Origin of the sequence: Saccharococcus sp. Marseille-Q5394 (assembly GCF_946901335.1) — a bacterium.
GTDB classification, from domain to species: Bacteria; Bacillota; Bacilli; order Bacillales_A; family Planococcaceae; genus Sporosarcina; species Sporosarcina luteola_C.
Genome location: NZ_CAMPPQ010000001.1, coordinates 2,124,572 through 2,150,000, shown reverse-complemented (window position 1 = coordinate 2,150,000; position 25,429 = coordinate 2,124,572). Strand labels below are relative to the sequence as shown.

At 44.3% G+C, this 25,429-nt stretch carries 21 protein-coding genes, 2 rRNA genes and 1 riboswitch (1 of these 24 only partly in view); of the genes, 11 read left to right on the top strand and 12 right to left on the bottom strand.

Annotation, left to right across the window (positions count from 1 at the left end):
- The 7 genes from OC538_RS10375 to OC538_RS10345 form a co-directional block, all read left to right on the top strand.
- Positions 1 to 2,240 (top strand): 23S ribosomal RNA (locus tag OC538_RS10375) (it extends 694 nt beyond the left edge of the window).
- 84 nt (positions 2,241 to 2,324) lie between these two features.
- Positions 2,325 to 2,440: ribosomal RNA gene (gene rrf / locus OC538_RS10370) — 5S ribosomal RNA — on the top strand.
- Positions 2,441 to 3,267: 827 nt separating this feature from the next.
- On the top strand, positions 3,268 to 4,083 hold the full coding sequence (locus OC538_RS10365) for a YihY/virulence factor BrkB family protein (protein WP_316044293.1): 816 nt from the start codon (positions 3,268 to 3,270) through the stop codon (positions 4,081 to 4,083).
- Positions 4,084 to 4,085: 2 nt separating this feature from the next.
- A complete protein-coding gene (locus OC538_RS10360) occupies positions 4,086 to 4,760 on the top strand; it encodes a response regulator transcription factor (protein ID WP_251692883.1) in 675 nt (224 codons plus the stop codon).
- Entirely contained in the window at positions 4,757 to 6,136 is a 1,380-nt protein-coding gene (locus OC538_RS10355) for a sensor histidine kinase (protein WP_251692885.1), read from the top strand. The genes OC538_RS10360 and OC538_RS10355 overlap by 4 nt, the downstream gene beginning before the upstream one ends.
- A 74-nt stretch (positions 6,137 to 6,210) precedes the next feature.
- Complete coding sequence (locus OC538_RS10350) at positions 6,211 to 6,609, top strand: hypothetical protein (protein ID WP_251692887.1); 399 nt, start codon at positions 6,211 to 6,213, stop codon at positions 6,607 to 6,609.
- Positions 6,609 to 8,726, top strand: a complete 2,118-nt coding sequence (locus OC538_RS10345) for an MMPL family transporter (protein ID WP_251692889.1) — start codon at positions 6,609 to 6,611, stop codon at positions 8,724 to 8,726. Before OC538_RS10350 ends, OC538_RS10345 begins: the two co-directional genes overlap by 1 nt.
- Positions 8,727 to 8,844: 118 nt before the next feature.
- Here the strand turns inward: OC538_RS10345 and OC538_RS10340 are convergent, their stop codons facing one another.
- The 7 genes from OC538_RS10340 to OC538_RS10310 form a co-directional block, all read right to left on the bottom strand.
- On the bottom strand, positions 8,845 to 9,585 hold the full coding sequence (locus tag OC538_RS10340) for an ABC transporter ATP-binding protein (RefSeq protein ID WP_251692890.1): 741 nt from the start codon (positions 9,583 to 9,585) through the stop codon (positions 8,845 to 8,847).
- A gap of 1 nt (position 9,586) precedes the next feature.
- Positions 9,587 to 11,218 carry an ABC transporter permease gene (locus OC538_RS10335; protein ID WP_251692892.1) on the bottom strand — a complete coding sequence of 544 codons (1,632 nt, stop codon included), beginning with the start codon at positions 11,216 to 11,218 and terminating at the stop codon, positions 9,587 to 9,589.
- Positions 11,219 to 11,284: 66 nt separating this feature from the next.
- Positions 11,285 to 12,355: a Fe(3+) ABC transporter substrate-binding protein gene (locus tag OC538_RS10330; RefSeq protein WP_251692894.1), complete on the bottom strand. Its 1,071-nt coding sequence runs from the start codon at positions 12,353 to 12,355 to the stop codon at positions 11,285 to 11,287.
- A 176-nt stretch (positions 12,356 to 12,531) separates the two neighbouring features.
- The gene (queE, locus tag OC538_RS10325; protein ID WP_251692896.1) at positions 12,532 to 13,239 is read right to left on the bottom strand and encodes a 7-carboxy-7-deazaguanine synthase QueE; all 708 of its coding nucleotides are present in this window, start codon (positions 13,237 to 13,239) and stop codon (positions 12,532 to 12,534) included.
- On the bottom strand, positions 13,236 to 13,661 hold the full coding sequence (queD, locus tag OC538_RS10320) for a 6-carboxytetrahydropterin synthase QueD (RefSeq protein WP_251692898.1): 426 nt from the start codon (positions 13,659 to 13,661) through the stop codon (positions 13,236 to 13,238). The genes queE and queD overlap by 4 nt, the downstream gene beginning before the upstream one ends.
- Positions 13,658 to 14,323, bottom strand: coding sequence for a 7-cyano-7-deazaguanine synthase QueC (gene queC / locus OC538_RS10315; RefSeq protein WP_251692900.1), 666 nt, complete (start codon positions 14,321 to 14,323; stop codon positions 13,658 to 13,660). Before queC ends, queD begins: the two co-directional genes overlap by 4 nt.
- Positions 14,324 to 14,330: 7 nt before the next feature.
- Positions 14,331 to 14,374, bottom strand: a riboswitch (PreQ1 riboswitch).
- A gap of 113 nt (positions 14,375 to 14,487) precedes the next feature.
- Positions 14,488 to 16,626, bottom strand: coding sequence for a type IA DNA topoisomerase (locus OC538_RS10310; protein WP_251692901.1), 2,139 nt, complete (start codon positions 16,624 to 16,626; stop codon positions 14,488 to 14,490).
- Positions 16,627 to 16,931: 305 nt separating this feature from the next.
- On the opposite strand from OC538_RS10310, the gene OC538_RS10305 reads away from it, so the two are divergent.
- Both OC538_RS10305 and OC538_RS10300 read left to right on the top strand, forming a co-directional pair.
- A complete protein-coding gene (locus OC538_RS10305; RefSeq protein ID WP_251692903.1) occupies positions 16,932 to 18,374 on the top strand; it encodes a PLP-dependent aminotransferase family protein in 1,443 nt (480 codons plus the stop codon).
- Positions 18,375 to 19,063: 689 nt separating this feature from the next.
- On the top strand, positions 19,064 to 19,444 hold the full coding sequence (locus OC538_RS10300) for a hypothetical protein (protein WP_251692905.1): 381 nt from the start codon (positions 19,064 to 19,066) through the stop codon (positions 19,442 to 19,444).
- Positions 19,445 to 19,604: 160 nt separating this feature from the next.
- Here the strand turns inward: OC538_RS10300 and OC538_RS10295 are convergent, their stop codons facing one another.
- A complete protein-coding gene (locus OC538_RS10295; RefSeq protein ID WP_251692907.1) occupies positions 19,605 to 20,570 on the bottom strand; it encodes an MBL fold metallo-hydrolase in 966 nt (321 codons plus the stop codon).
- 139 nt (positions 20,571 to 20,709) lie between these two features.
- On the opposite strand from OC538_RS10295, the gene OC538_RS10290 reads away from it, so the two are divergent.
- Positions 20,710 to 21,003, top strand: a complete 294-nt coding sequence (locus OC538_RS10290) for an RNA polymerase alpha subunit C-terminal domain-containing protein (protein ID WP_251692909.1) — start codon at positions 20,710 to 20,712, stop codon at positions 21,001 to 21,003.
- Positions 21,004 to 21,095: 92 nt separating this feature from the next.
- Here the strand turns inward: OC538_RS10290 and OC538_RS10285 are convergent, their stop codons facing one another.
- The 3 genes from OC538_RS10285 to OC538_RS10275 are packed head-to-tail and all read right to left on the bottom strand — an operon-like array spanning position 21,096 to position 23,518.
- Positions 21,096 to 21,665, bottom strand: a complete 570-nt coding sequence (locus tag OC538_RS10285; RefSeq protein ID WP_251692911.1) for an HAD family acid phosphatase — start codon at positions 21,663 to 21,665, stop codon at positions 21,096 to 21,098.
- A gap of 10 nt (positions 21,666 to 21,675) precedes the next feature.
- On the bottom strand, positions 21,676 to 22,773 hold the full coding sequence (ribD, locus tag OC538_RS10280) for a bifunctional diaminohydroxyphosphoribosylaminopyrimidine deaminase/5-amino-6-(5-phosphoribosylamino)uracil reductase RibD (protein ID WP_251692913.1): 1,098 nt from the start codon (positions 22,771 to 22,773) through the stop codon (positions 21,676 to 21,678).
- Positions 22,766 to 23,518 carry a GTP cyclohydrolase II gene (locus tag OC538_RS10275; RefSeq protein ID WP_251692915.1) on the bottom strand — a complete coding sequence of 251 codons (753 nt, stop codon included), beginning with the start codon at positions 23,516 to 23,518 and terminating at the stop codon, positions 22,766 to 22,768. Before OC538_RS10275 ends, ribD begins: the two co-directional genes overlap by 8 nt.
- A 446-nt stretch (positions 23,519 to 23,964) precedes the next feature.
- On the opposite strand from OC538_RS10275, the gene OC538_RS10270 reads away from it, so the two are divergent.
- On the top strand, positions 23,965 to 24,372 hold the full coding sequence (locus OC538_RS10270) for a DoxX family protein (RefSeq protein WP_251692917.1): 408 nt from the start codon (positions 23,965 to 23,967) through the stop codon (positions 24,370 to 24,372).
- A gap of 80 nt (positions 24,373 to 24,452) precedes the next feature.
- Here OC538_RS10270 and OC538_RS10265 read toward each other — a convergent pair whose 3' ends face one another.
- A complete protein-coding gene (locus OC538_RS10265; RefSeq protein ID WP_251692920.1) occupies positions 24,453 to 25,331 on the bottom strand; it encodes a LysR family transcriptional regulator in 879 nt (292 codons plus the stop codon).
- Positions 25,332 to 25,429 lie beyond the last annotated feature (98 nt).

Genomic DNA, 25,429 nt, shown 5'->3' with positions numbered 1-25,429 from the left:
CGAATGAGTATGGGGTCGTAGACCCGAAACCAGGTGATCTACCCATGTCCAGGGTGAAGGTAAGGTAACACTTACTGGAGGCCCGAACCCACGTACGTTGAAAAGTGCGGGGATGAGGTGTGGGTAGCGGTGAAATTCCAATCGAACCTGGAGATAGCTGGTTCTCTCCGAAATAGCTTTAGGGCTAGCCTCAAACGAAAGAATCTCGGAGGTAGAGCACTGTTTGGACTAGGGGCCCATCCCGGGTTACCGAATTCAGACAAACTCCGAATGCCGATGATTTATGTTTGGGAGTCAGACTGCGGGTGATAAGATCCGTAGTCGAGAGGGAAACAGCCCAGACCGCCAGTTAAGGTCCCCAAGTATCCGTTGAGTGGAAAAGGATGTGGCGCTGCCCAGACAACCAGGATGTTGGCTTAGAAGCAGCCACCATTTAAAGAGTGCGTAATAGCTCACTGGTCGAGTGGCGCTGCGCCGAAAATGTACCGGGGCTAAACGGATCACCGAAACTGCGGATTGACACCTATGGTGTCAGTGGTAGGAGAGCGTTCCAAGGGCGTTGAAGCTAGACCGTAAGGACTGGTGGAGCGCTTGGAAGTGAGAATGCCGGTATGAGTAGCGAAAGAAGGGTGAGAATCCCTTCCACCGAATGCCTAAGGTTTCCTGAGGAAGGCTCGTCCGCTCAGGGTCAGTCGGGACCTAAGTCGAGGCCGAAAGGCGTAGACGATGGACAACAGGTTGATATTCCTGTACCACCTCCCCGCCGTTATCAGCAATGGGGGGACGCAGAAGGATAGGGTGAGCGCGCTGTTGGTCATGCGCGTCTAAGCAGTGAGGTGTGGAACGAGGAAAATCCCGTTCCTATAACATTGAGCTGTGATGGCAAGGGGAATTATCCCCGGAGTCCCTGATTTCACACTGCCAAGAAAAGCCTCTAGCGAGGCGGGAGGTGCCCGTACCGCAAACCGACACAGGTAGGCGAGGAGAGAATCCTAAGGTGATCGAGAGAACTCTCGTTAAGGAACTCGGCAAAATGACCCCGTAACTTCGGGAGAAGGGGTGCTCTGGTAGGGTGTTAAAGCCCGAGAGAGCCGCAGTGAATAGGCCCAGGCGACTGTTTAGCAAAAACACAGGTCTCTGCAAAACCGTAAGGTGACGTATAGGGGCTGACGCCTGCCCGGTGCTGGAAGGTTAAGAGGAGAGGTCAGCGCAAGCGAAGCTTCGAATTGAAGCCCCAGTAAACGGCGGCCGTAACTATAACGGTCCTAAGGTAGCGAAATTCCTTGTCGGGTAAGTTCCGACCCGCACGAAAGGCGTAACGATCTGGGCACTGTCTCAACGAGAGACTCGGTGAAATTATAATATGCGTGAAGATGCGCATTACCCGCGACAGGACGGAAAGACCCCGTGGAGCTTTACTGTAGCCTGATATTGAATTCCGGTGCAGCCTGTACAGGATAGGTAGGAGCCTTGGAATCCGGAGCGCCAGCTTCGGAGGAGGCAATGGTGGGATACTACCCTGGCTGTATTGGACTTCTAACCCTTGCCCGTGATCCGGGCAGGAGACAGTGTCAGGTGGGCAGTTTGACTGGGGCGGTCGCCTCCTAAAGTGTAACGGAGGCGCCCAAAGGTTCCCTCAGAATGGTTGGACATCATTCGTAGAGTGCAAAGGCATAAGGGAGCTTGACTGCGAGACCTACAAGTCGAGCAGGGTCGAAAGACGGGCTTAGTGATCCGGTGGTTCCGCATGGAAGGGCCATCGCTCAACGGATAAAAGCTACCCCGGGGATAACAGGCTTATCTCCCCCAAGAGTCCACATCGACGGGGAGGTTTGGCACCTCGATGTCGGCTCATCGCATCCTGGGGCTGTAGTCGGTCCCAAGGGTTGGGCTGTTCGCCCATTAAAGCGGTACGCGAGCTGGGTTCAGAACGTCGTGAGACAGTTCGGTCCCTATCCGTCGCGGGCGCAGGAAATTTGAGAGGAGCTGTCCTTAGTACGAGAGGACCGGGATGGACATACCGCTGGTGTACCAGTTGTCTTGCCAAAGGCATCGCTGGGTAGCTATGTATGGACGGGATAAATGCTGAAAGCATCTAAGCATGAAGCCCCCCTCAAGATGAGATTTCCCATTACGCAAGTAAGTAAGATCCCTCAAAGAAGATGAGGTGGATAGGTCCGGGGTGGAAGCGTGGCGACACGTGCAGCTGACGGATACTAATCGATCGAGGACTTAACCTTATGTTATTTAAGTACGGTTGAACTTGAAGTTCAGCAACAATGTTGGTTTTATCCAGTTTTGAACGAACAAGTATCGTTCAGTCGTCTGGTGACGACGGCGAAGAGGTCACACCCGTTCCCATACCGAACACGGAAGTTAAGCTCTTCAGCGCCGATGGTAGTAGGGGGCTTCCCCCTGTGAGAGTAGGACGTCGCCGGGCCAAGGCCATTCCCCATGGGGAATGGTTTTTTTGTGTGTTTTTTTAAAAAATAACCTTAGGTTGAACAATCATATGCAAATCTCTTTCCTAACACGGAAGATAAGTTCTTCATCGCCACTTTGCGTAATTTACGGCAACGGTGTAAATTACGCAGGGACCTGGCTTCCCCTTGTGAGAGTAGGACGTCGCCGGGCCAAGGCCATTCCCCATTGGAATGGTTTTTTTGTGTATTTTTTTAAAAAATAACCTTAGGTTGAACAATCATATGCAAATCTCTTTCCTAACACAGAAGATAAGTTCTTCATCGCCACTTTGCGTAATTTACGGCAACGGTGTAAATTACGCAGGGAACAGGGTTCCCCCTGTGAGAGTAAGACGTCGCCGGGCAAATGCCATCTCCTTATGGAGGTGGTTTTTTTGTGTTTATAAATCTTTATAAAATAGTAAATCTTTAATTTGTCAAAGGCATTTGGCGCGATTCAGGATTAGTTCAGAGATGTATTATTGTCCCCGCGCCCAAAGCGTGCAATTCCGCGCCCAAAGCGATTCCCCGCGCGCTCAAAGCGATCTCCCGCGCGCCCAAAGAGTGCAATTCCACGCCCAAAGCAAGCCCCCTCGCGCCCAAAGAGTGCAATTCCCCGCCCAAAGCGATCCCTCGCGCGCCCAAAGAGTGCAATTCCGCGCCCAAAGCAATCCCCCGCGCGCCCAAAGAATGCAATTCCGCGTCCAAAACAATCTCCCTCCTGCTCTACCATCAAAAATTCTCCTCCACGCATTCAATTTCTTCTGGAAGAATAGGGTATATTGAAAGAAGGAGGTGGGAGAAGGTGATTGTACGCAATGTGGTAATGAGATTTTTCAAAGAGCGTTTTTTCGATCAGGCTGCGCAGACGGCATATTATTTATTATTATCGATGTTTCCTTTTCTCATATTCCTGTTTTCCTTACTTAGTTATTTGCCGGTAGATGAGGAGATGTTTTTAGCATTTCTTCGACCATTTGCACCGAGTGAGGCGTATGTAATCATTGAGCAGAATGTGCGGGCGATTATTTTCAAAGTGCAGGGCAATGTTTTGTACACGAGCTTAGCGGTCGCTTTTTGGCTGTCATCGGTTGCTGTACAATCGTTGGCGCGCTCGTTGGATCAGGCGTATGGGTATGTCAGGAAATATCCTTTTTGGAAAGTGTTAATCAGGGATTTAGGTGTGACGTTATTATTCATGCTAATCCTATCCTTATCGCTGTTTCTTCCGTTAATTGAAAGGGCATTGCATGAAGTGGTGACATATTACGATACGGTCGAGCAATGGCGCGGATGGCAAACTGTGTGGCCGATGGTGAAGTGGGGCATTGGAACGCTTTTCTTATTCCTGTTTTTCCTATTGTTTTACAAAGTAGTTCCTACCGGTAGAATGAGAGTGAAGGAAGTTGTCCCGGGTGCGATATTTTCTGCTATCGGTTGGCAGCTGTTCTCGCTCTTTTTCGGAAGCTATGTGGCAAATGTCGATTATACAAGGCTATATGGACAGTTGTCCGGAATAATTCTGCTCGTCCTATGGTTTTATTTGACGGCAGTCATTCTGATGGTTTCAGGGCTGCTCAATGCAGAATTGCGGGCATTTTTGAAAGGGAAGGGAAGATAAATATGAAAATACTCGTGGTGGATGACGATCCGAATATATTGGAGTTGGTGAATATCCATCTATCCCAGGCGGGGTATGAAGTGATCAAGGCGGCCAACGGGGCACAGGCACTTGAGATGTTGGAGGAACAGCTTCCCGACTTGGCGGTTGTCGATGTAATGATGCCCGGGATGGATGGGTTTGAATTAACGAAGAGACTGCGGGCGGAAGCGGATATCCCGGTATTGCTGCTGACAGCTAAGGGTGCACTAGAAGATAAAGAGAAAGGGTTTTTGGCAGGGTCCGACGATTATGTCGTCAAACCGTTTGAGCCTAAAGAGCTTTTGTTCAGAATCAATGCCATCTTACGGAGATATGACAAGGCTGTCGATGTCCTCATACAGGCAGGTCCGCTTAAGATCAACAGGCAAAGCTATGAAGTGTCGGTCGGGAGAAAAGTACTGTTACTGCCATTGAAGGAGTTTGAGCTGCTATCAGTTCTTGCTTCCAAACCAAATCAGGTGCTTGAGCGTGATTTCCTTATCGAACGCGTGTGGGGCTTCGATTATGAAGGGGATGAGCAGACGCTGAACGTTCATGTCAAACGGCTTCGCGACAAACTGGAAGGGCTGCCGGAGGGCATTCACATAACGACGGTCCGTGGAGTCGGTTATAAGCTCGAGGTGTCCGGTACATGAGATCGCTTTATGGAAAATTCCTCTCCTTCACAACGGGCATTATGCTGACAAGTACCGTCATCGCATTTCTCGTAGTGAATACATATTATCATCAGCAATTGAAAGGGCAGAATGACGCAAAAAACATGAGTATCGCACTCACGATGGCCGACTACATTGAAACGGAGGAACCTGCCGATTTGGAAAAGTATTTCAAGACGCAGGCCGCAACCGGTTATAAATTGTTCGTCGTGAACGAGAATCTGAAAACAACTAAGTATGGAGCGCCATTCCGGGTGGAGAACTTGAGGACCGCTTCTGTGGATCAAGTGCTGGATGGCCACCCGTATCATGGAATGCGGGATTTAAAGACGGAGACGTTCATGACCGGTTTTTTCTCCGATGAACTTGCGAACACGGTAGGCGTTCCGTTTACATACAATGGGGTAACATTTGCCCTTTTCATGAGGCCTGATATTAAACTCCTGTTTACGGAAGTCCATTACCTATTAGGCGGCATGGTCGTCGTCATGGCGATTGTCAGTCTACTGTCAATGTTGATTGTAGCGAAGAAATTGATTGAACCGATTACAAAGCTGACCGCGGCTGCGAAAAAGGTCGGCGATGAAAAGTTCACGGGCTCACTTGATATTAATCGTCGGGATGAGATCGGCCAGCTCGCGCAAAGTTTTCAGCGGATGACGGAGAAACTAAGTGAAAATGACCGGGTGCGCAAGGAGTTCATCAGTGACGTGTCACATGATTTCCAATCTCCTTTGCTCAATATTAAAGGATATGCCAATTTGCTGATGGATAGCGGACTGCCTGAACGGGAGCGGAAAAACTATGCGAGAGTCATCCAATCCGAGACGGAGCGGCTTTCTTCATTGACAAAGCAGTTATTGCTGTTGACGTCACTCGACCAATTGGAGTCACCGTTGAAGCAAATGAAATTCCGTCTGGATGAGCAATTAAAAGAAGTCATCCGAAAACAAAGATGGCTTCTGGAAGAGAAACAGATGTCACTCGTCATGGAGGTGGATGAAGTGGAGATTGTAGGAGATCCTGCTTTCCTTGAAAAAGTATGGGAGAACCTACTCTCCAATGCGTTGAAATATACGGGGATGGGCGGCGAGATAGAGGTTCGCCTGACAGAAAATGCGGATGAATTGAAAGTTATCTTCCGGGACAATGGCGCCGGGATTGCAGAGGAACATTTGAGAAGGCTGTTTGACCGGTTTTACCGGGTAGACCTTTCCAGGACGCAGCAAGTCGAGGGGACAGGACTCGGACTCTCCATTGTCCATCAAATCGTGAAGCTCCACGGAGGCAGCGTTAAAGTTGAAAGTGAGGAAGAGGTCGGCACAACATTTACGGTCACACTTCCAAAATTGTAATGTCCTGTTCATGTTCCGTTCATGTTGACCTACTATGATAGGAATATAACATAAACGAAATAGGAGGAAAAGACATGCAAGAGAAATGGAGTTTACGACTTATTAGGATCTCAGCGATTTTTGGGGTAATTGGGGCATTCTTAGGTTCCCACATGGCGGGGGCCGGATCATACGCCTTCCGTCCAATCCATGCGCACATCCTTGTCGTTGGTTGGTTATCGGTCTTCGCTTGGGGCGTCTTCTACAAAGTTTTTAAAGTCCGCGCGAAAAAGATGGTTGCCGCACACGGTTGGACCGCAATCATCGGATCCATCGGTCTGACGGCAGGTATGTGGTTACAATTTATGAACCCGTTCAATGTGAATGAAACATTCTCGCTCATCTTCTATATTGTTGGTGGAAGCGTCCTGCTCATCAGCTTCGTGCTATTTGTTTTGGTGACATTCTTAATTGAGAAAGAAGGAAGACGATAGTGCTAGAAGGAAAATTAAAAGGCAGACGTCTTTGGTGGTCCTCCATAGGTATTTGGCTCCTGATGACAATTTTGCTATCCGCGTTTGCACCGGGCAGCAAGGAGAATGTCATTGCCAATAAGGACTCCGGCTTGCCTACAGAAGCACCATCCATCGTGGCAGCGCATGAGCTGGAAAAGTATTTTCCGAATGACGGCGGCATCCCGCTATTTGCAGTCTTCCATAAGGATAGCGGGTTATCGGATGAAGAGGTCTTCAACTTTGCGGAAGCTATTGAAGCTTTGAAAGAGGATAAAGCGTTTGACGAAGTGGATGTCATTCCTTTATCCAAACTGCAGTCTGAACAACGCGCATCTTTCCTATCGGAGAACGAGAAAACATTTTTCATTCCCCTAGCATTGCCGCAAAACCTTGAAGGAAAGGATTTGAACAAGTTAGTTCAATCCATTAAGGAATCTGTCGGCGATCAAGTAGCGGAAGGTATCGAACTGTCCTGGACGGGGCCGGCTGGAATCGCCTCGGATGCAGTTGAGCTATTCAGCCAAGCAGATATTGTCCTGTTGCTATCTACAGTAGGTCTGATTTTAGTCTTATTGTTAGTCATCTACCGGTCGCCACTATTAACGTTAATCCCTTTAGTGGGTGCAGGAATCGTTTACGCAGTAGTCGATCGAGTGGTCGGTTTTACGACTGCACAAGGCTGGTTCGGTGTGGACAGCCAAGCGCTGTCAATTATGACGATTCTTTTATTTGCGGTCGTTACGGATTACTCTTTGCTGATCTTCTCCCGCTATCGGGAGGAACTGAAAGTACATGAGGATGCAAATGTTGCGATGAAGGAAACGATGCGCCATGTCAAGGAGCCAATTTTCTTCAGCGGCAGCACGATTGTGTTGGGCGTAGCGACATTGTTTTTTGCCTTGTATGAGCCGTACCGTAATTTTGCACCGGTATTCGCCATTGCGGCAGGCGCAATGCTTATAGCAGGATTGACGTTATTGCCTGCATTGTTCGCGGTAATCGGCAGGAAGGCATTCTGGCCAGTCATCCCGAAATACGGTGATAAGACAGTAGAGAAGAAAACGGTTTGGGGAAAAGTGGCGGCTGTCGTCACAAAAAAGCCGATCCAATTCATGATTCCGATTTTATTATTACTTGGGCTGGGTGCATGGAATATGACGAATATGAAAGAGTCATATGATTTGATTGCATCATTTCCGGAAGATCTTTCATCCAGGGTTGGTTATGAGCGGTTAGGAAAGGACTTTTCAGAAGGAAGCCTGGCTCCGGGAACGTTGTTATTCGTATCTCAAAACGAATTAGGCATTGAAGGGCTGCAGGCGGTGATTGAACGAATTGAAGAGGATCCTGCCATCACCAGTGTCACAACGCAAGGCAATCCTATGAGCGAAGATGGGAAAGCGGCAAAATTCTCCATCACATTTGCAGGTAATCCTTATGATGAGGAAGCGTTCGATGCGGTCTTAAAGCTCCGGGAAGACAGCGAAAGGGTCTTGAAGGATGCGAACCTATCCGACACATCTATGTATATTTCCGGTGAGACGGCGGTCAATGCCGATGTACGGGATATCAATGATCGGGATACGTGGATTGTTATGATTTTAATGACCGTTTTGATAACGATAATGCTAGGCTTACAAACGAGGTCTATCATTGCTCCGGTTTACATGATTGGTAGCATATTGCTATCATTTGCAGCTACAGTGGGCTTGGCGTACTTCTTATTCGAAGTGTTTTTGGACCTGGAAGGGCTTAGCTACCGGATTCCGCTCTACGCATTTGTCTTCCTTGTTGCACTTGGCGTCGATTATTCCATCATGCTGATTGCAAGGATTCGGGAAGAGATGAGAGAGCTGCCTTTTGACGATGCGGTGCGAAAAGGAGTAGAGCGGACCGGCGGAGTCATTAGTTCGGCAGGATTAATTTTGGCGGCAACATTCCTCGTACTTGCGACAATGCCGATTTATGAATTGAAGCTATTCGGTTTCATCATGGCGCTTGGAATACTAATCGACACGTTCATCGTCCGGCCATTGCTCATTCCTGCTATATTAATTTTGCTTGGCAAATGGAGTTTTTGGCCGAAGAAGATATGACAAGAGAATAAAGTTCGTGGTTGATGGAAAAAGGGACTGTTGCAGAAAATTGGCTATAACCAACTTTCTGCAACAGTCCCTTTCCATTGGAATTCTATGTGTTTTCCTTCAGTCCCGTTCATACATTTATGAGTTCTTTTTCAAGCACTAGTTCAATATTGCCATCTGCATCCGTTGAACTGCCCAACAAGTCGCAAGGACGGCCGACTTGGTCAATTACACCGTCTTTGATCTTCACGATTCGATCCGCGAGTACGTGCGCATCATTTTGATTGTGTGTAACGAAGATTGCGGTTATGTTGGCCTTCTTTAATATCCGGCGAAGGTCTTCACGTATTTTAACAAGGAGCTCGGTGTCAAGATTACTGAAAGGTTCATCCAAAAGAATGAGCTCAGGCTGCGGTGCAAGTGCCCGTGCAAGTGCCACACGTTGTTGCTGACCGCCGCTTAGCTGATGCGGATACCGTTTTTCATAACCTTCTAGTTCAACGAGTTCCAATACTTCCTCCACACGATTCAACTTATCATTACGGCTCATTTTAGGGAGCCCGAATAATACGTTATCTTGAACACTCATATGCGGGAAGAGCGCATAGTCTTGAAACACCATGCCGATGCCGCGCTTTTCGGGTTGGACGAATATGTGGTTGTTAAATATTGTTTTTTCGCCTAACGAAAATGAACCGCCTTTCGGCATCTCAAGTCCGGCAATCAGTCGAAGAATTGTGCTTTTTCCACTTCCGCTACGCCCAAGAATGGAGATTATTTCACCCTTGTTTATTGTTAGCGTGAAATCTTCGACTGCATTTGCAGGTGAGTTGGAATAAGAGAAACTCAAATTTTGTATATCAATAAACATATTATTCCCGCCCCTCTCCAAGCAATTTGTTGAAAATAAATATTGCAATTGCACTTACACCGACTATTAGCAAGGAAGCTTGTGACGCTTCCATAATTTTTTCATCACTGGCATATTGGAACGCCTTGGTTGCAAGTGTATCATAGTTGAACGGTCGTAAAATGAGCGTCAATGGAATTTCTTTTAAAATATCGACAAACGTAAGGATGAACCCGCTTATAATGGCACCTTTCATCATCGGAATATCGATTTTGAAAAAGGTACGTAAGCTGCTTACGCCTAGCATACGTGAGGCATCACGAAAGTCTGTGCCGATTTTTGTGTAACCCGATTCAATCGAATTATATCCGATCGCGAAAAACCGTATGATGTATGCACTAATCAGCATGACAAGGCTGACACTTAAAACGAGCTCAGAATCCAAACCTAAAAATTGATAGACAGGCGCTAGGTACCGATCAATAGCAATAAATGTAGTGACAACAGCCACCGCGATGACCGCACCTGGAATGGAATAGCCAAGAACCGTTAATTTCGGCAGCACTTTCGCAAACTTATGCTTCGTAATACGGCTGAAATTTCCGATGACGAGGGAGAAAAAGATGATAAGCAATGCGGCTATTCCCGCAACAATGATCGAATTCTTCGTGTATGTCAACACTTCCTCCATCGGAACCTTGCCGAATGTGAGAACAACCCAGTCCAACAACTGAAGAACTGGAATAAGAAAGGCGATCGTAAAAATAACTAGTGTATACGCTGATACCAATGCTGCCTTTTTTCCGGTCAATTTGACGAGAGGCAGCGGTCTAAGTTTTGTTGATGAAAAGCTATATTTCTTTCCGCCGCGGAGAACCCACTCGATTACGAGGATGAAAATGACGATACCCATCAGACAAGCCGCAAGCTTGATGGAAGAATCCAAGTCTCCTAAGCCGAACCACGTTTGGAAAATTGCAGTACTGAACGTTTGAATGCCAAAATACTTCACTACGCCATAGTCATTTAACACTTCCAATATGACTAGGCTAACCCCACCAATGACAGAAATACGTGATATTGGAATAATGACTTTCAAAAAAATTTCCATTGGACCTTTCCCAAGTGTCCGTGCACTTTCAACGAGAGAGGCGGCTTGATTGGACAAGAAAATTCTTGTAATCATATAAACATAAGGATATAAGAATATCGTATAAATGAAAATGGCACCAGGGACATTCATAATGTCGAAATAGGTTTGATTTACCGTTACATCAAAGTGATTTCGAAGCGTCTTCTGAACGATACCCGTATAATTAAGGATACCATGATACGTATATGCACCGATGAATGGTGGTATCGATAAAGGCAAGATGAGTGACCATTTCATGAAGTTGCGAAGTGGGAAATCATATTGTGCAATAAGCCAAGCTAGGCTAAGGCCAATTGCAACGGTGAATAGTGCCGTGAAAAATACAAGCGTCAGCGAAGACTTAATATAGTTTAGAAGCATGAATTCGCGAATATGCCCCCAATTTTCACTTGCGGGTGTAAAAACGCCTCCAACAATTGAAAAATTAGGAACAAACAGTAAAGTTATAATGAGTACTGCACCAATCGTCCAACCATTCACGTTTGCCATTCGCCTATTCATGACCAAACCCATCCTTTGCCTTTTCCGCAATAAACCCCTACCGCAAAAGCGACAGGGGGCAATCTATTATTTCCAACCTACTTCGTTAAAAATCATAATCGCTTTTGCATTATTTTCACCAAGAGCTGTGAGTGGAATTTCTTGTTCCTTGAACTCACCCCAAGATTTAAGAAGTTCTGCTGGCTCGACATCCTCGTTTACAGGATATTCATAGTTTGCTTCTGCAAAAGTAAATTGTGCTTCTTCACCCGTTAGGAATTCAAGAAGTTTCAACGCATTGTCCGCATTTTTCGAACCTTTAACGACTCCAGCTCCGCTAATATTAACATGAGTGCCTGTCGTCTCCTGGTTCGGGAAGAAAATGCCTAGCTGTTCTGCTACTTTTACTTCTTCAGGTTCTTGAGAGTTCAGCATTTGTCCTAAGTAATAGGTGTTCATGATTGCAACGTCACCAATGCCTGCAGCAATGGCCTTCGCTTGATCACGGTCCCCGCCCTCAGGACTGCGTGCCATATTGTTCACAATTCCTTGTGCCCATTCTTTCGCTTTTTCTTCACCGTTGATTTCAATGAAAGAAGCTAAAAGAGATTGGTTATAGACGCTTTCGGATGAACGGACGAGAAAACGTCCTTTCCATGCATCGTCTGTGAGCGCTTCATAAGTTGATAACTCTTCGGGCTTCACCTTATCTTTATTATATACGAGAATGCGTGCACGTTTGGTCAAACCTACCCACATATCATCAGAATCACGGAACTTTTCAGGTATTTGTTTCGACAAAATGTCACTTGACACGGCTTGAAGTAACCCTTGCTCTTTTGCACGGTATAATCTGCCGACATCCGCCGTTAAGAAAAGATCGGCCTTCGTAGCTGTTCCTTCACGTTTTATACGCTCGATCAACTCATCAGCTTCACCTTTAATGACGTTCACTTTAATGCCAGTTTCGTCCTCAAACTTTTTGTACAGCTCATTATCGACGTCATAATGTCTGCTCGTATACAAATTCACTTCGGATTTTTCGTTTTTCTTTTGATTCTCGTTATCTCCTGCGTCGCTGCTTTGCTTCGTACTATTCCCACATGCCGCGAGAACGAGTAGCAAAGAGGCAAGCAGGAGCATTAAACTTTTCTTCATATAGTACTTCCTCTCCCAACTTATGTCTTTAGATTGATAACGATTCTCAATCTCATTCTTAATATAATGTGTAGGAGCATGAGAGTCAACAAATATTATATCAAGTATAATAAAAAGGTCGATTCACAATAATGAAAATCGACCTTTTTATTTATCTTACTACTTTGCAGTGAGCTCTAAACGCCTCTCTTATTACCCCATACAAGGGCATGCAATTGTGGCAGCACCTTCACTTCGTTCATAATTGGGGAAGCGACAGCCAAATCAATAAGCCATTCAAACCGTTTCAATAAGTTGGATACCAGATAGGCATCATCTGTTGTTGTCGTATCATCGTTACCCACTTGTACATAGAAAGGGAATGACGGGTATCGAAGATGGACTTCTTCCGCAAATTTGAAATCTGTTTCATCAAAGACGACGATTTTCAGACTTGCGTTTGCATCTGTCAACTTCTCCATGAAACGATCCAGTTTGCCGAAATCCGTTATCATTTTTGAACTAGGTGGTTTTGGTGAGAGCGTGATATCATCGATTCTCAACAACCAATCTTGCCAAAATGTAGCTTGCGTTTCGACTGCAACTTTCCAACCTTCTGCATGGCAGAGATCGACTAATTCTCCGATTCCTTTGTGCAAGGCTGGATTTCCACCCGAAATCGTTACATGAGAAAAGGATTGGCCACCGATTGCTTTCAGTTCCTCAATAATTTCCTGGGGGCGTTTCGAAACGCTTTTGCCAGTACCGTCCCATGTAAAACTGGAATCGCACCAAGCACAAGAATAATCGCAGCCCGCCGTCCGGACAAACATCGTTTTTTGACCGATGACCATTCCTTCACCTTGGATTGTCGGTCCAAACACTTCCATTACGGGGATTTTCATAGTAAATCCTCCCGTGACGGACGATAGGCAACATAGCTCGTCGGCGTTTCCCGAACGATCACTTGGAGGCACACAGGACGATTGTCTCGTGTACGAAGAACATCTTGAATGGACTTCCAAATTTGTTCTGCTAATCGTTCAGTTGTCGGAAAGGTATGTTGGAACTCAGGATGATCGTTCAATACGGAATGATCATATTTTTTATGAATGAGATCTTTCAGTTGCTTGAAATCTATCAAAAAACCGAGTGGGTCCAGCTCATTTCCTCCGATGGTGACATTAATGAAATACGTGTGTCCATGCATCACTTGGCATTTTCCTGCATCTTCATTGGGAATGAAATGCGCAGCCGAAAAATGCATGTCTTTATTTAATTCAAATCGATAGTCATGATGTATTTGCGGATAAAATTGCTGCATCATTTAGCGGCACCTGCAATCTTTCGAGCTTGATACGCAGCAAGTCCTTCATTGCGCAGCACACACGCAGGGCATTCTCCGCAACCTGAGCTTGGAACGCCGTTGTAGCACGTGAGTGTTTTCTCCTGCACAAAATCGAGTGCGCCAAGTTCGTCGGCCAGCTCCCATACTTCGGATTTATCAAGCCACATTAACGGAGTATGGATGACAAAGCGTCCATCCATGGCTAAATTCAACGTCACGTTTAATGATTTAATAAAATTGTCGCGGCAATCAGGATAACCGCTGAAGTCCGTTTCACTCACACCGGTGATCAAGTGCCGTGCGCCAATGGCATCGGCGTAAACCGCCGCAAAGGATAGAAACAGATGATTTCTTCCAGGTACGAACGTTGACGGCAATTCGCCATCCACTTCCGTCACTTCGATGTCATCTCTTGTCAGCGCATTGGCTGATAGTTGATTGATCAAATTCATGTCCAGCACTTTGAATGACACGCCAAGTTCTTCTGCAATGTTTCGGGCGCATTCGATTTCCTCCGAATGCCGTTGTCCGTAGTCGAACGTCACCGTTGCGACTTCCCGGAAATTTTCCAATGCCCAAAACAGGCACGTCGTACTGTCTTGACCGCCGCTGAAGACGACCACTGCTTTTTCATTTTTCATTGTACATATCTCCTTAGTTTTTTAGAGAGGGAGTTTGCGAACCTCTTTTTGGAACCCTGTCCATAATACCATAGGTGAGCGGGGGAACTGAACGGATACAAAAAAATGGCTGACATGAGTCCGGGACAATACCGTCTTCACATCAGCCACTCTTATTACTACTTTTATTTTTGGAACACTAAATTCAACTTACCGTTCTCTAAGGAAAGGCTAGCATCAAACTTGTTTCCGTTATTGGCGGTGAATCCTTTGATCGTATTCGTTTTGCCTTTTGTGCAAAGGAGCTTCACTTGCGCCGGTGTCAGTTTCTTTTTCAAGAAGATGCCAGGCAACGTCTGTTTACAGCCATTTTTGTAGTTGCTGCATCCGTAAAATCCTTTTCGGGCCAGAATCATGCCATTTTGACATGCAGGGCATGGGGCGACCTCCACAGCTTGATAAGAGCCGCGCGATTTCGATTGCCGCGGCGGAACTTTCGTTGCGTCGATCGGCTTTGCCTCCAGCTGCTTAGGGACCTCATCTAATAGCTTCGCAATGAACTTCGAAATATTTTCGAGGAAATGCTGCCCGCTTCCTTCGCCATTGCCGATTTTCCGCAAATACGTTTCCCACTTCGCCGTCATCGATGGACTCGCAAGCAGATTTCCTTCGATTGCCTGGCAAAGCACACGGCCTTTCTCCGTAATCGACACGATATTTTTAGACACGGTTATATATCCATGCTTTTTAATCGTTTCAATGATGCCGCTCCGTGTCGCTTCCGTTCCAAGACCCTCAATCTCTTTCAAAATATCCGTTTCCTCTTTGTCCTCGACCAACTTCCCGCAAGTTTTCATCATCGCGATTAGCTGACCTTCCGTGTATGGCTTCGGCGGCATCGTCTTGCCCTCTTTAATGCCGATATCGGATTGGACTGTCTCTTGCATACGAAGCGGCGGCAAAGCGGGCTCGTCCTTATCCTCTTTAGACCGTTGGAATAAAGCCTTCCATCCTAAATCCCTTTCCGTCTTGCCAGTCGTGAAAAACGGAAGGCCATTTACATCCGTCGTCACTTTCGTTTCGGTATACAAATAATCAGTATGGAACATCGCGAGCGTCGTACGGACGACCTCTTCATACAAATTCCGCTCAAGCGGCGACATTCTGCCGAGGACTGCCTGCGTCGGCACTTTCTTCGTCGGGATGATCGCATAGTGCTCTTGGACCTTCGAACTGTCGACATACCGTTTCTTCGGCGCAAGCGAAGCGACGGGGAAGGGATGTCCGATCAGCTGTTGGTAATCGCCGACTTGGTCCTTCAAATACGCAAATTCATTCGGCGTTATATGGCGCGCATCCGTCCGTGGGTAGGTGACAAGCTTCTTCTCATATAAGCCTTGCATCGTCTTCAAAACGTTCGCGGGGCTCATCTTCCAACGCCGGTTCGCTGTCGCCTGCAACGTTGACAGGGAATGGAGCTGCGGTGGCGGTGTCCGCTTATCGGTGTGCGTAACAGATGTGATAATGCCGGGCGAATTCGGTTGGATGCCATGTTTTGAAAGCAGTTCCTGAATGATTTCCCGTTTTGGCTCCTTCGCTTTCGCTTTACCTTTATACGTACCGTGTTCTGATTTGAACGTCGCTTCCACTTCAAAAAACGGTTCCGATACGAATGTCTCAATCTCTCGTTGCCGTTGATAGATTAAATAGACCGTAGGCGACTGCACTCGTCCGATCGGAAACACTTCCTGGACACCTTTAGCTTTCAATAAGAGTGTATATAATCGGGAAGCATTCATCCCAACAAGCCAATCGCTGATCTGACGGGATTTTGCCTCCTCATACAGCTGCAAATCCTTGCGATTATCACGTAAATTCGCAAACCCTTTTCGCACTTCATCCACCTCAAGTGAATTGATCCAAAGCCGCTTGATCGTCTGATTACGCGCACCCGTTTGATAATATATGCTATAGAAGATGTTCGAGCCTTCCCGGTCCACGTCACATGCATTGATGACTGTATCCGTTCCGCGAATCAGCTTCTTTACAACTTGAAACTGCTTGAATTTACCCTTTGCCACTTGGAACTCATATCGTTCCGGCAAGATTGGAAGACTCCCAAGTGACCAACGCTTCCAAGCGGGATTGTATGCATGAGGTTCCTTCAATTCCACGAGATGGCCGACACCCCAAGTGATATAGGCGCCAGCTGGAAAAATCATGCAAGGATTAATCTCAAGAAACCCTTCATGCTTTCGCACGGAAAAAGCGTCCGCATACGCTTTCGCTTGGGACGGTTTTTCAGCTAGGATGACTGGCTTCACACTAGCCCCTCCTTTCATTAAATAAAGAAACGTTCGTTCTGTTATTATCGCATAAATGGAAGAAGTTTACGAGTTGGGAGCAAGAATCTAAAGGGAGATTAATCTTCATGAAAGGTTGAACAAGTGGGGAAGTTCACGTTTGTTTCATTTGTTTGAGTGACTGTCATCCGATTCATGGCCGAGGTCATCTTTAAAACTACTACAGGATACTGATATCGGAGATGCTATAATAGCATTTACTGTATCATTATGAGCATAATACATAATTTGTTATATAAAAACTTACAAATAAAGGGTGGAGTATAATGCAATTTATGCTAGACCGTTCAATAAAAAAACCTATGTATAGGCAACTTGTAGAACAAATAGAGAATGCAATTATATCGGGAGATTTATCTCAGGACCAGCCATTACCATCTGAACGTGAGTTGGCAAAAAAATTACTGATTAATAGGAGTACGGTGGTGACTGCTTATGATGAGCTAGAGGCAGTCGGATTAATTGTCAGAAAGATAGGGAGCGGCACGTATATAAATACGGACATATGGGGGCTAACTCATAAAAGGGTTCCCAATTGGGGGAGATATGTAGAGGATGGCTCATTTCTTCCGAATCTTCCGTTGGTACAGAAACTTCGTAATGAAACTGAGCAAAAAGGAATGATTAACCTATCAAGCGGGGAACTTGCAGCAGATTTACTACCTAACGTCCAATTCGCTAGGATTCTTAAGGAGCATGCGTTTGATGAGCATTTAGGTTACGATCATCCTTTAGGCGATGCGGGATTACGGGAGACCATTTGTAAACATATGAAAACGTATAAAAGTATGGTAGTTGAGCCAGACTCCATATTGATTACATCGGGTGCTCAGCAAGCAATACACCTAATCGTTCAATGCTTGTTAAAACCAGGCGATACAGTAGCGATTGAAGACCCATCCTATGCATTCTCTTTACCGATCTTTCAATCATTTGGTGTTAAAACGCTCTTACTCCCAGTTGATCAACATGGTGTAAATCCTGATGATATTGAAGCTTTACAAAGAAAACATCGAATTCGTATGCTCTTCTTAAATCCTGATTATCAAAATCCTACTGGCACGAAAATGTCGCTGGAACGCCGAAAGAGAATATTGGAATTATCATCAAAGCACGGTTTCCCCATAATAGAGGATGATCCTTATAATTTGACGTCATTCGACGGGTGCATTGGACCTACGTTAAAGTCAATGGACGATAATGATAATGTTTTATACATTAGTTCGTTATCAAAAGTGGTTGCATCAGGACTGCGCATTGGTTGGATTATTGGTCCAGAAAAAGTGATTAAACGCTTGTCAGACGGCAAACAGCAAATTGACTTTGGCCATAGTGTTTTTCCGCAATGGATAGCGAATCAATTTCTAGATTCCCCCCAATTTGACGAACACGTTTCAGATTTAAGGATTCAACTGAGGGAGCGAAGGAATGCGTTAATTTTGGCATTGGACAGCTTATCTAAAGATGAGGTTACATATTTAGTGCCACAAGGCGGAATTCATTTATGGTGTAAAATAAATCACGAAATTGATGAATATAAGTTACTTGAAGAATCCATGAAAAAAGGCGTTTCATTTGTACCTGGGAGAATAATGGGCTCAAAAAATGGATACGTTCGATTTACTTATGGCAAAGGGAACGAAGCTTCAATAAAAGAAGGCATTTCTAGGTTTGTCTACGCGCTAAGAAATAACGGGGGGGATGTTTGAAAATGTCTAAATTCTAAAGAACTCCAATAACTTTTTAGTTCCCCCATTTTTGAGCAATCTTAGACGGTTCCTGAGACACGAGAACGACATGTACTATTTCACTGGTTCCGAACCGTCCTCTGTTGTTAATATAATATAAATATACCTACAAGAACTACTATAATAATGAATGGGATTGCTAGAACATAAGCCCATAGCAGAGAAGAAAAACTGTTTTTCCCCTTGTAATCTTTATTCATAGAATTAGCTACGGATATGGTCAAAATTAGTCCGACAGCTGAAACAATAAATACAAAAATGATTGAAACTATGAGAGCTACCTTCATGCCTTACTCCTCTTTATAAATATTTTTTTCTATACGTTATAATTATATAATATAAAACATTTTTGAGAACCATCCAATTAAGGGTTATTTAAACCAACCACTTTTTAAGGAAATTGAACAGTTACTAAAACTACCTATAAGCACATCATTCATCTGTTTGAAAGTATTGGAATTTTTCGATTTTGATTTTGTTAAATCAATTTATATAAATACTTGTACAATTAATAAAAACATAAAGGATAAGGTTTGGGGCAACTAACCGGAAATGGTTAAGCACTCGTGCAAATTAAATGGCAACAATTTAGGGAATTAAAGATAAAAGAAACTTGAAAATGCACATAAATCTAGATGTTAAATCTGATTATGCGCATTTTTTTTTGTGCAAATGAAAAAATAGCGAGTGATTGGAAATTGGCTTTCATAAAATCATACTCGTTTGTTATATCAATGCGTAATGTCTCGTCTAGTTCAGATAATTTCTATACAATCAATGAAGGTGTATTTATCGTCAATTATTTTCCGAATCAAGATAGTAAACTGCAAAAGAATGTATTTCATATTAAAGATGGAAAAACCGGCAGTTGGGTTTGGAAAGACGAAGAATACACCTCATTTCCGGAAATTATAGTTGCTTCAAATAGTGATGCACAATCAACTTATGCAGATCCGAAATTTAAAAATGGAAACAGAAATGATTTTAGACTGAGAAAAGGTTCATCTACAATGAAAATTATTAGAGATTAGCATTCGAAAAATCTGGCTAGCTGTTTCAGTCAATGGCGATTGGATGTCTGGCATAGCAAAAGAAGAGATATATCCTTCAACAAAATCAGTTGGTCATCGTGTGCAATAGAAGATAGATAATGCCACTCGAACTACTCGGGTGGCATTGGTACGACGAACGTCAAATTTCTAATTTCTGTGCTTGGATGAGAGTTTCCCCATGCTTCAGCAGCCGCAGTCTGCTTGAATTCAATTCTCGTCGCTCCCATTCGGCAAGCAATCGATTCAACGCCTCCTCAGTCGTGTCATCAGCCAGTCGAAATGCGCCATAATGCATGGGAATGAATGTCTCAGCCCGGACGTCAATAAAAGCCTGAATCGCTTGTTCTGGGGTGACGTGTTGCATTCCCATAAACCATTCAGGCTCATAAGCACCAATTGGCATGAGTGCATACGTAATGCCAGGGAACCTTTCGCCGATGTCGCGGAATCCTTGGAAATATCCGCTGTCCCCGGCGAAATAGATGGAATGAGACTTATGATCACCAGGTGGCATTGAATTCTGTTGGATGACCCATCCTCCCCAGTGTGACCTATTCGTATCGGTGAGCGAACGTTTTGTCCAATGCTGTGCAGGGACAAAGTGGAAATCGACGGAGCCAATGCTCATATGCCCCCACCATGGCAACTCATGCACTTTATTGCCTTTCATTAGCTTCTGTATTTTTCGTCCGAGCCCTTCGGGGACGAGTATGGTGGGCGAGCCTTTCAGTTTTCTCAAGGATGTCACGTGAAAATGATCATAATGGGAATGAGACAACAAAACTACATCGACTGGCGGGATTTCATCCAAAGACAGTCCTGGTTCTTCCAGTCTGCGGCTAAATCCCGTCCGGTAGGCCCAAACAGGATCTGTTACAATTGTTAAACCGGCAATTTGCAGAAGAAATGTGGAGTGTCCAATCCACGTTATGGTCAATTCGTGGTGTCTACTGTTCAGGAGCGCCTGTTGCTTATTGTCTGCTTGGCCAATACGGAAGCTCAGATCTTTACGTTTGCCTCTCCGCTCTTTTTGCCAGCGCAATATATCTTTCAAGGTTGCTGTCGTCGCGGCGGAATCTAGATTGCTGTATCGTTTTCGGGACATAAGCGCTCACTCCTTTAAGAAGGTACAGTTGATTTTACCGAAGCTTGTGTGCTTACTAACTATTATAAGTATAATGGATTAAAATCATATTAGAGCAAGACAACTTTCGTGCAAACTGTTTGATAAGGAGATAATGCCAATGACAACTTCAAATAAAACTCCAAGGACTTGCAGCAAAGGGCATAACTACTATAAAACCAGTGACTGCCCGACATGTCCGATTTGTGAGCAAGAACGCAAACCTGCCAATGGATTTCTATCATCACTATCAGCACCGGCAAGACGGGCATTGGAAAACAACGGGATTACTTCTATAGAACAGCTATCGGCATATAGCGAAAAAGAGATTCTGAAATTACACGGCATGGGACCAGCTTCTTTACCAAAGCTAAGAGATGCTTTAGAGACAAATGGGTTATCATTTAAAAAATAGAAAATCCGACTGAGTGGGTCAACGCTCAGTCGGATTTTTTTGCACGAAAAGAACCGCTAAATTTAGTTCTTTTGATGAATATTAGGATCTTACTATTTCTCTTTAAGTAGCAAATCGAATAGTTCAGACCAGTTCTCAATGCGTGGAATGTCCAAATGCTGATTGTAAGATTGAGTTATCGCAAACAGATTGAGCTGACAATCACCTAATGTTTCAAGTACTGCAGGCTTGTCATCGAAATAGTAGTCGAGTTCCAACTCTTTTATAATGTGAACCTTGTCCTCGTCATTCATGCCATAAAAAAATCGCTCTTTGTGGACCGGGAATCCTTGTTCAATCATCCATTCCATTGTCCGCTCGCCATGTTCTTTCGGCCTTGCGGTAATATAATAGATTTCATGTCCGTCGTGCTCCAGTTTTTGCAACGTTTCTACTGCTTCAGGATAGGCAGGGCACGATGTGAAATAAATTTCTTCTAACGAACCGTTCCACATCTTGCCGCCTTCTTCAGCTGTCATGCCGAAGAGCTCGTGGATTTCAACCTTGTCCAAGGAGTGAAAGAGCTCTATATCCACATTCTGATTCAATTTTTTATTGTATATGTGAAAAGCGTGTTCTCGTAAATTAATTAACGTATCATCGATATCAAAACCAAATTTCATAGTACATCCCTCAGTTTGTTATATATTTCGGATAGCCGGTGAACTTGAAATCTTTTCCGATTTGCGTAATGTGTAGATGCTCGATATCAACAGCGTCACGCATCATTTCAACGCCTGTACCTTCAAGAAATGTCGGTGCTAGTGCGCCGCCAACAAGTTTTGGAGCAATATAGATCTCCACTTTGTCGACAAGCTGCTTTTCAAGAAAAGCTGCATGAATCGACCCTCCGCCTTCAATTAAGACCGAAGAAACAAGTTTTTCACTAAGAATCCGAACGACATCATTCAAATCGACTTGGCGAGTGCCTGAAGTGTGGAAAACCGCAATGCCCTGTTCCTCCAGCTGATTCTTAGCATCTTCATTATACGTAGAAGAAGTGAAGATCCATGTTTCCGCTTGCCCGTCCGTTACAACCTTTGAATGGAGAGGAATGCGCAATGAGGAATCTAAAATAATGCGAATCGGATTCCTACCATTTGGGATCCTCGTCGTCAATTCGGGATCATCCTCAATGACTGTATTGACACCGACTAGAATAGCCATATGTTGATTTCTCAATATGTGTACATCGTGTCTTGCTTCGGCGGAAGTTATCCATTTACTATCTGCTGTATGTGTAGCAATTTTTCCGTCCAATGTGCTTCCTGCTTTCATCGTCATGAAAGGCTTCTGCTCGACGATGAATTTGTTGAACACTTCATTCATCTGTCGAGATTCCTCTTCCATTACACCGATGACAACTTCAATTCCTGCGTCTTCCAAAATTTTAACCCCGTTTCCGGCAACGACCGGGTTTGGATCTAGTGTAGCGATGACGACTTTCTTAATTCCCGCTTCAACAATTGCTACTGCACAAGGGCCGGTCCGCCCATAATGCGAGCATGGCTCAAGGGTGACGTAAATTGTCCCACCGTTTGCCTGCTCACCGGCCATACGAATCGCATGAATTTCAGCGTGAGGTTCCCCAGCTTTTAGATGGGTACCAACCCCGACAATTCGGTTGTCATTTACAATCACTGAACCGACAAGAGGGTTTGGATCTGTTTGGCCTTTCATTGCTTGTGCATTATCAAGAGCCAACTTCATATAAAATTCATGGTTAGTCATTATGATTCCCTTCTTCACCTAAATGGCCGGAACGTTGAATTTTTGTTTGCAAATATTTTTCATTGAACTCTGATTTATCGCCCCACAAAGGTTCTCTTTCCGTAATAGGAAGACCGGCATTCCGCATCGCTTCCAGTTTTTTTGGATTATTCGTCATAAGTTTGACAGGTTTTGTACGTAATTTCTTTAACACACGAATCGCATCGTCGTAATTTCTTGCATCATCAACAAAGCCGAGGCTTTCATTTGCTTCCACCGTATCGTAGCCGTTTTCCTGAAGCACATATGCCATCGCTTTGCTAAATAAACCAATTCCACGGCCTTCATGGTTTGCCAAATAGAACAAAGCACCAGTCCCGTGATCGACAATATTTTGCATCGATTGTTTTAACTGATAACCGCAGTCACATCTTTTACTACCGAATATGTCCCCGGTATGGCAGATGGAGTGCATCCGGATGAGTGCATCATCCGCGTTTTCGAAATCTCCGTATACGAGCACGCTCGATTGTTGGTACTCCGCTAAATTGGCGGAAGCCAGTTGATCGATAATTTCTTGGTAGTTATCCGTCACTTGGCATTGATTCAGCCAACAATACCATTGGAAAATAACGGTCTCCCCATACAAATTCACTGGCAATTTAATGGGGCCGACCAAATAGATCGCTCCTTCACCCGACTTAATCAATTGTATTTTATCTTTTAAGACCTCAAGAACTTGAGGAGCCAATTTCGCATGTACCATAAGATCATTCCTTTTATTTGAAAGATTTTTTGAAAGAGGTTTCCCCGCTTCCAAATTACACTGATGTATATGTTTAACGTAACCATTTCGGTCAGATCGTAACGACCTAAATGCAAAGTGTTTTTAGGACAAGTTATTTTTCCGTGATTTTATCAACCCCTGACTACTAGTATAACTCTCTATACTAACCAACTGAAATATTACCCGTTAATTAATTACTTGACTATTGCTTGTGTTAATTATATAGTGACTTACGTTAAGTAATCAACTTACTTTCCTTTTAATTTAATTATTAATTTACATCTTGGTTGGAGGTGAGTGCTTTTATGGGGAATGTTAGCGACATAGGTGGCGCCAATCGTGAGGAAAGCAACAAGACAAGAAAACGTACTGTAGGCGTGTAAATAGGAGTCGGAAAAAACATCTTAGACAGGAGAGAATGAATAATGGAACGTAAATATGAATTGGGTTTGTTGATTTTGAGAGTGGTTTTAGGGATAACATTTTTAATCCATGGGATTGCAAAATTCCAAATGGGTCTTGGAAATGTAGCAGGTTGGTTTGAAAGCATTGGGATTTTAGGTTTCTTAGGCTATGTAGTTGCTTTTATTGAACTCCTTGGAGGAATTGCATTAATCCTAGGAATCGGAACAAGAATCTTCTCAGCTTTGATTGCAATTGTGATGGTGGGAGCGATCTTTACATCTAAATTGTCCCTAGGTTTTATGGGAGCAGAAGCTGCAGGATTTGAATTAGATGTAGCTTTATTAGCAATGGCGGTTGTTCTATTGATTAGCGGAAGCCAATTGTTATCTTTAGATAACAAGATCTTCGGATTTGAAAAAGCCGCATAATAAGTTGATTGAAAAAAGCCTAATCTCTCTTCTGGAAACAACAGAGAAATTAGGCTTTTTCTATATTTTACGAGGGCTTTTTACTTCGCTAGCGGGTAAGCCATTTCCCCATCGACCTGTTCGAACGTTTCGATAAACTTTTCGAGTGTAGAGGTTAAATAGGCGTCTTTTCTACGTATAAACACTGTATTGACTTTACTATATTTCTCGGGCAAGTAGTGACAGTGGACGAGTCCTCTTTCTTCCAAATGGGCAACGGCTGATTTGGGGACGAACGTAATGCCAAGCCCCATCGTAACACTTCCCAAAATCGTTTCCAACGTCCCGAACTCCATCAGTTTTTGTGGTGTTATGTTCTGATCTTTATACCAATTTGCCAGTCTTGCCCGGTAACCGCATCCTTCGCTAAAGCAAAGGATCGGCTCCCCTATAAGTTGTTCAAGTGAAGTCTTCGTCTTATCTGAGATCAGGACAAGCTCCTCTTGAAAAACGTCATGGGAAACTAATTCAGGATGGTGATCGATTTCTGTCACGAAAGCACCGTCCAACCGGTGATGTAAGACATCGTTTTGGAGTTGATTTGTAACACCTGTCAGCAGTGATAAGTCTACGTTTTTATATTTTTTATTATAGGAAGCTAATATAACCGGCAATTTCATAACGGTTTCGACAGTTCCAATTTCAAGTTTGCCTGCTGGTTCAGTTTTGCTTTGAACGACTTTTTTCATTTCATTTGTTAGAGCTAGAATTTTCTCGGAGTAGACAAGTAGTTTTTTTCCTTCAGGTGTTAGCGTCATTCCGCGGCTATGGCGGTTAAATAGAGCTGTATTCATTTCATTCTCAAGCTTCTTAATTCTTGAGGTGATATTGGATTGGACGTAACTTAATTCTTTTGCAGCTTCGGTAATCGTACCTTTTTGTGCAACCATTTGAAAAATCTCTAAGTCTTTAAATTCCATATGATCACTCCTTTCAGCTGACACTTTTTCCATGATATCACTAATTGAGATAGAGGACATCATTAATGTTCATTTTAAGAGATATCGAACCTGTGGTT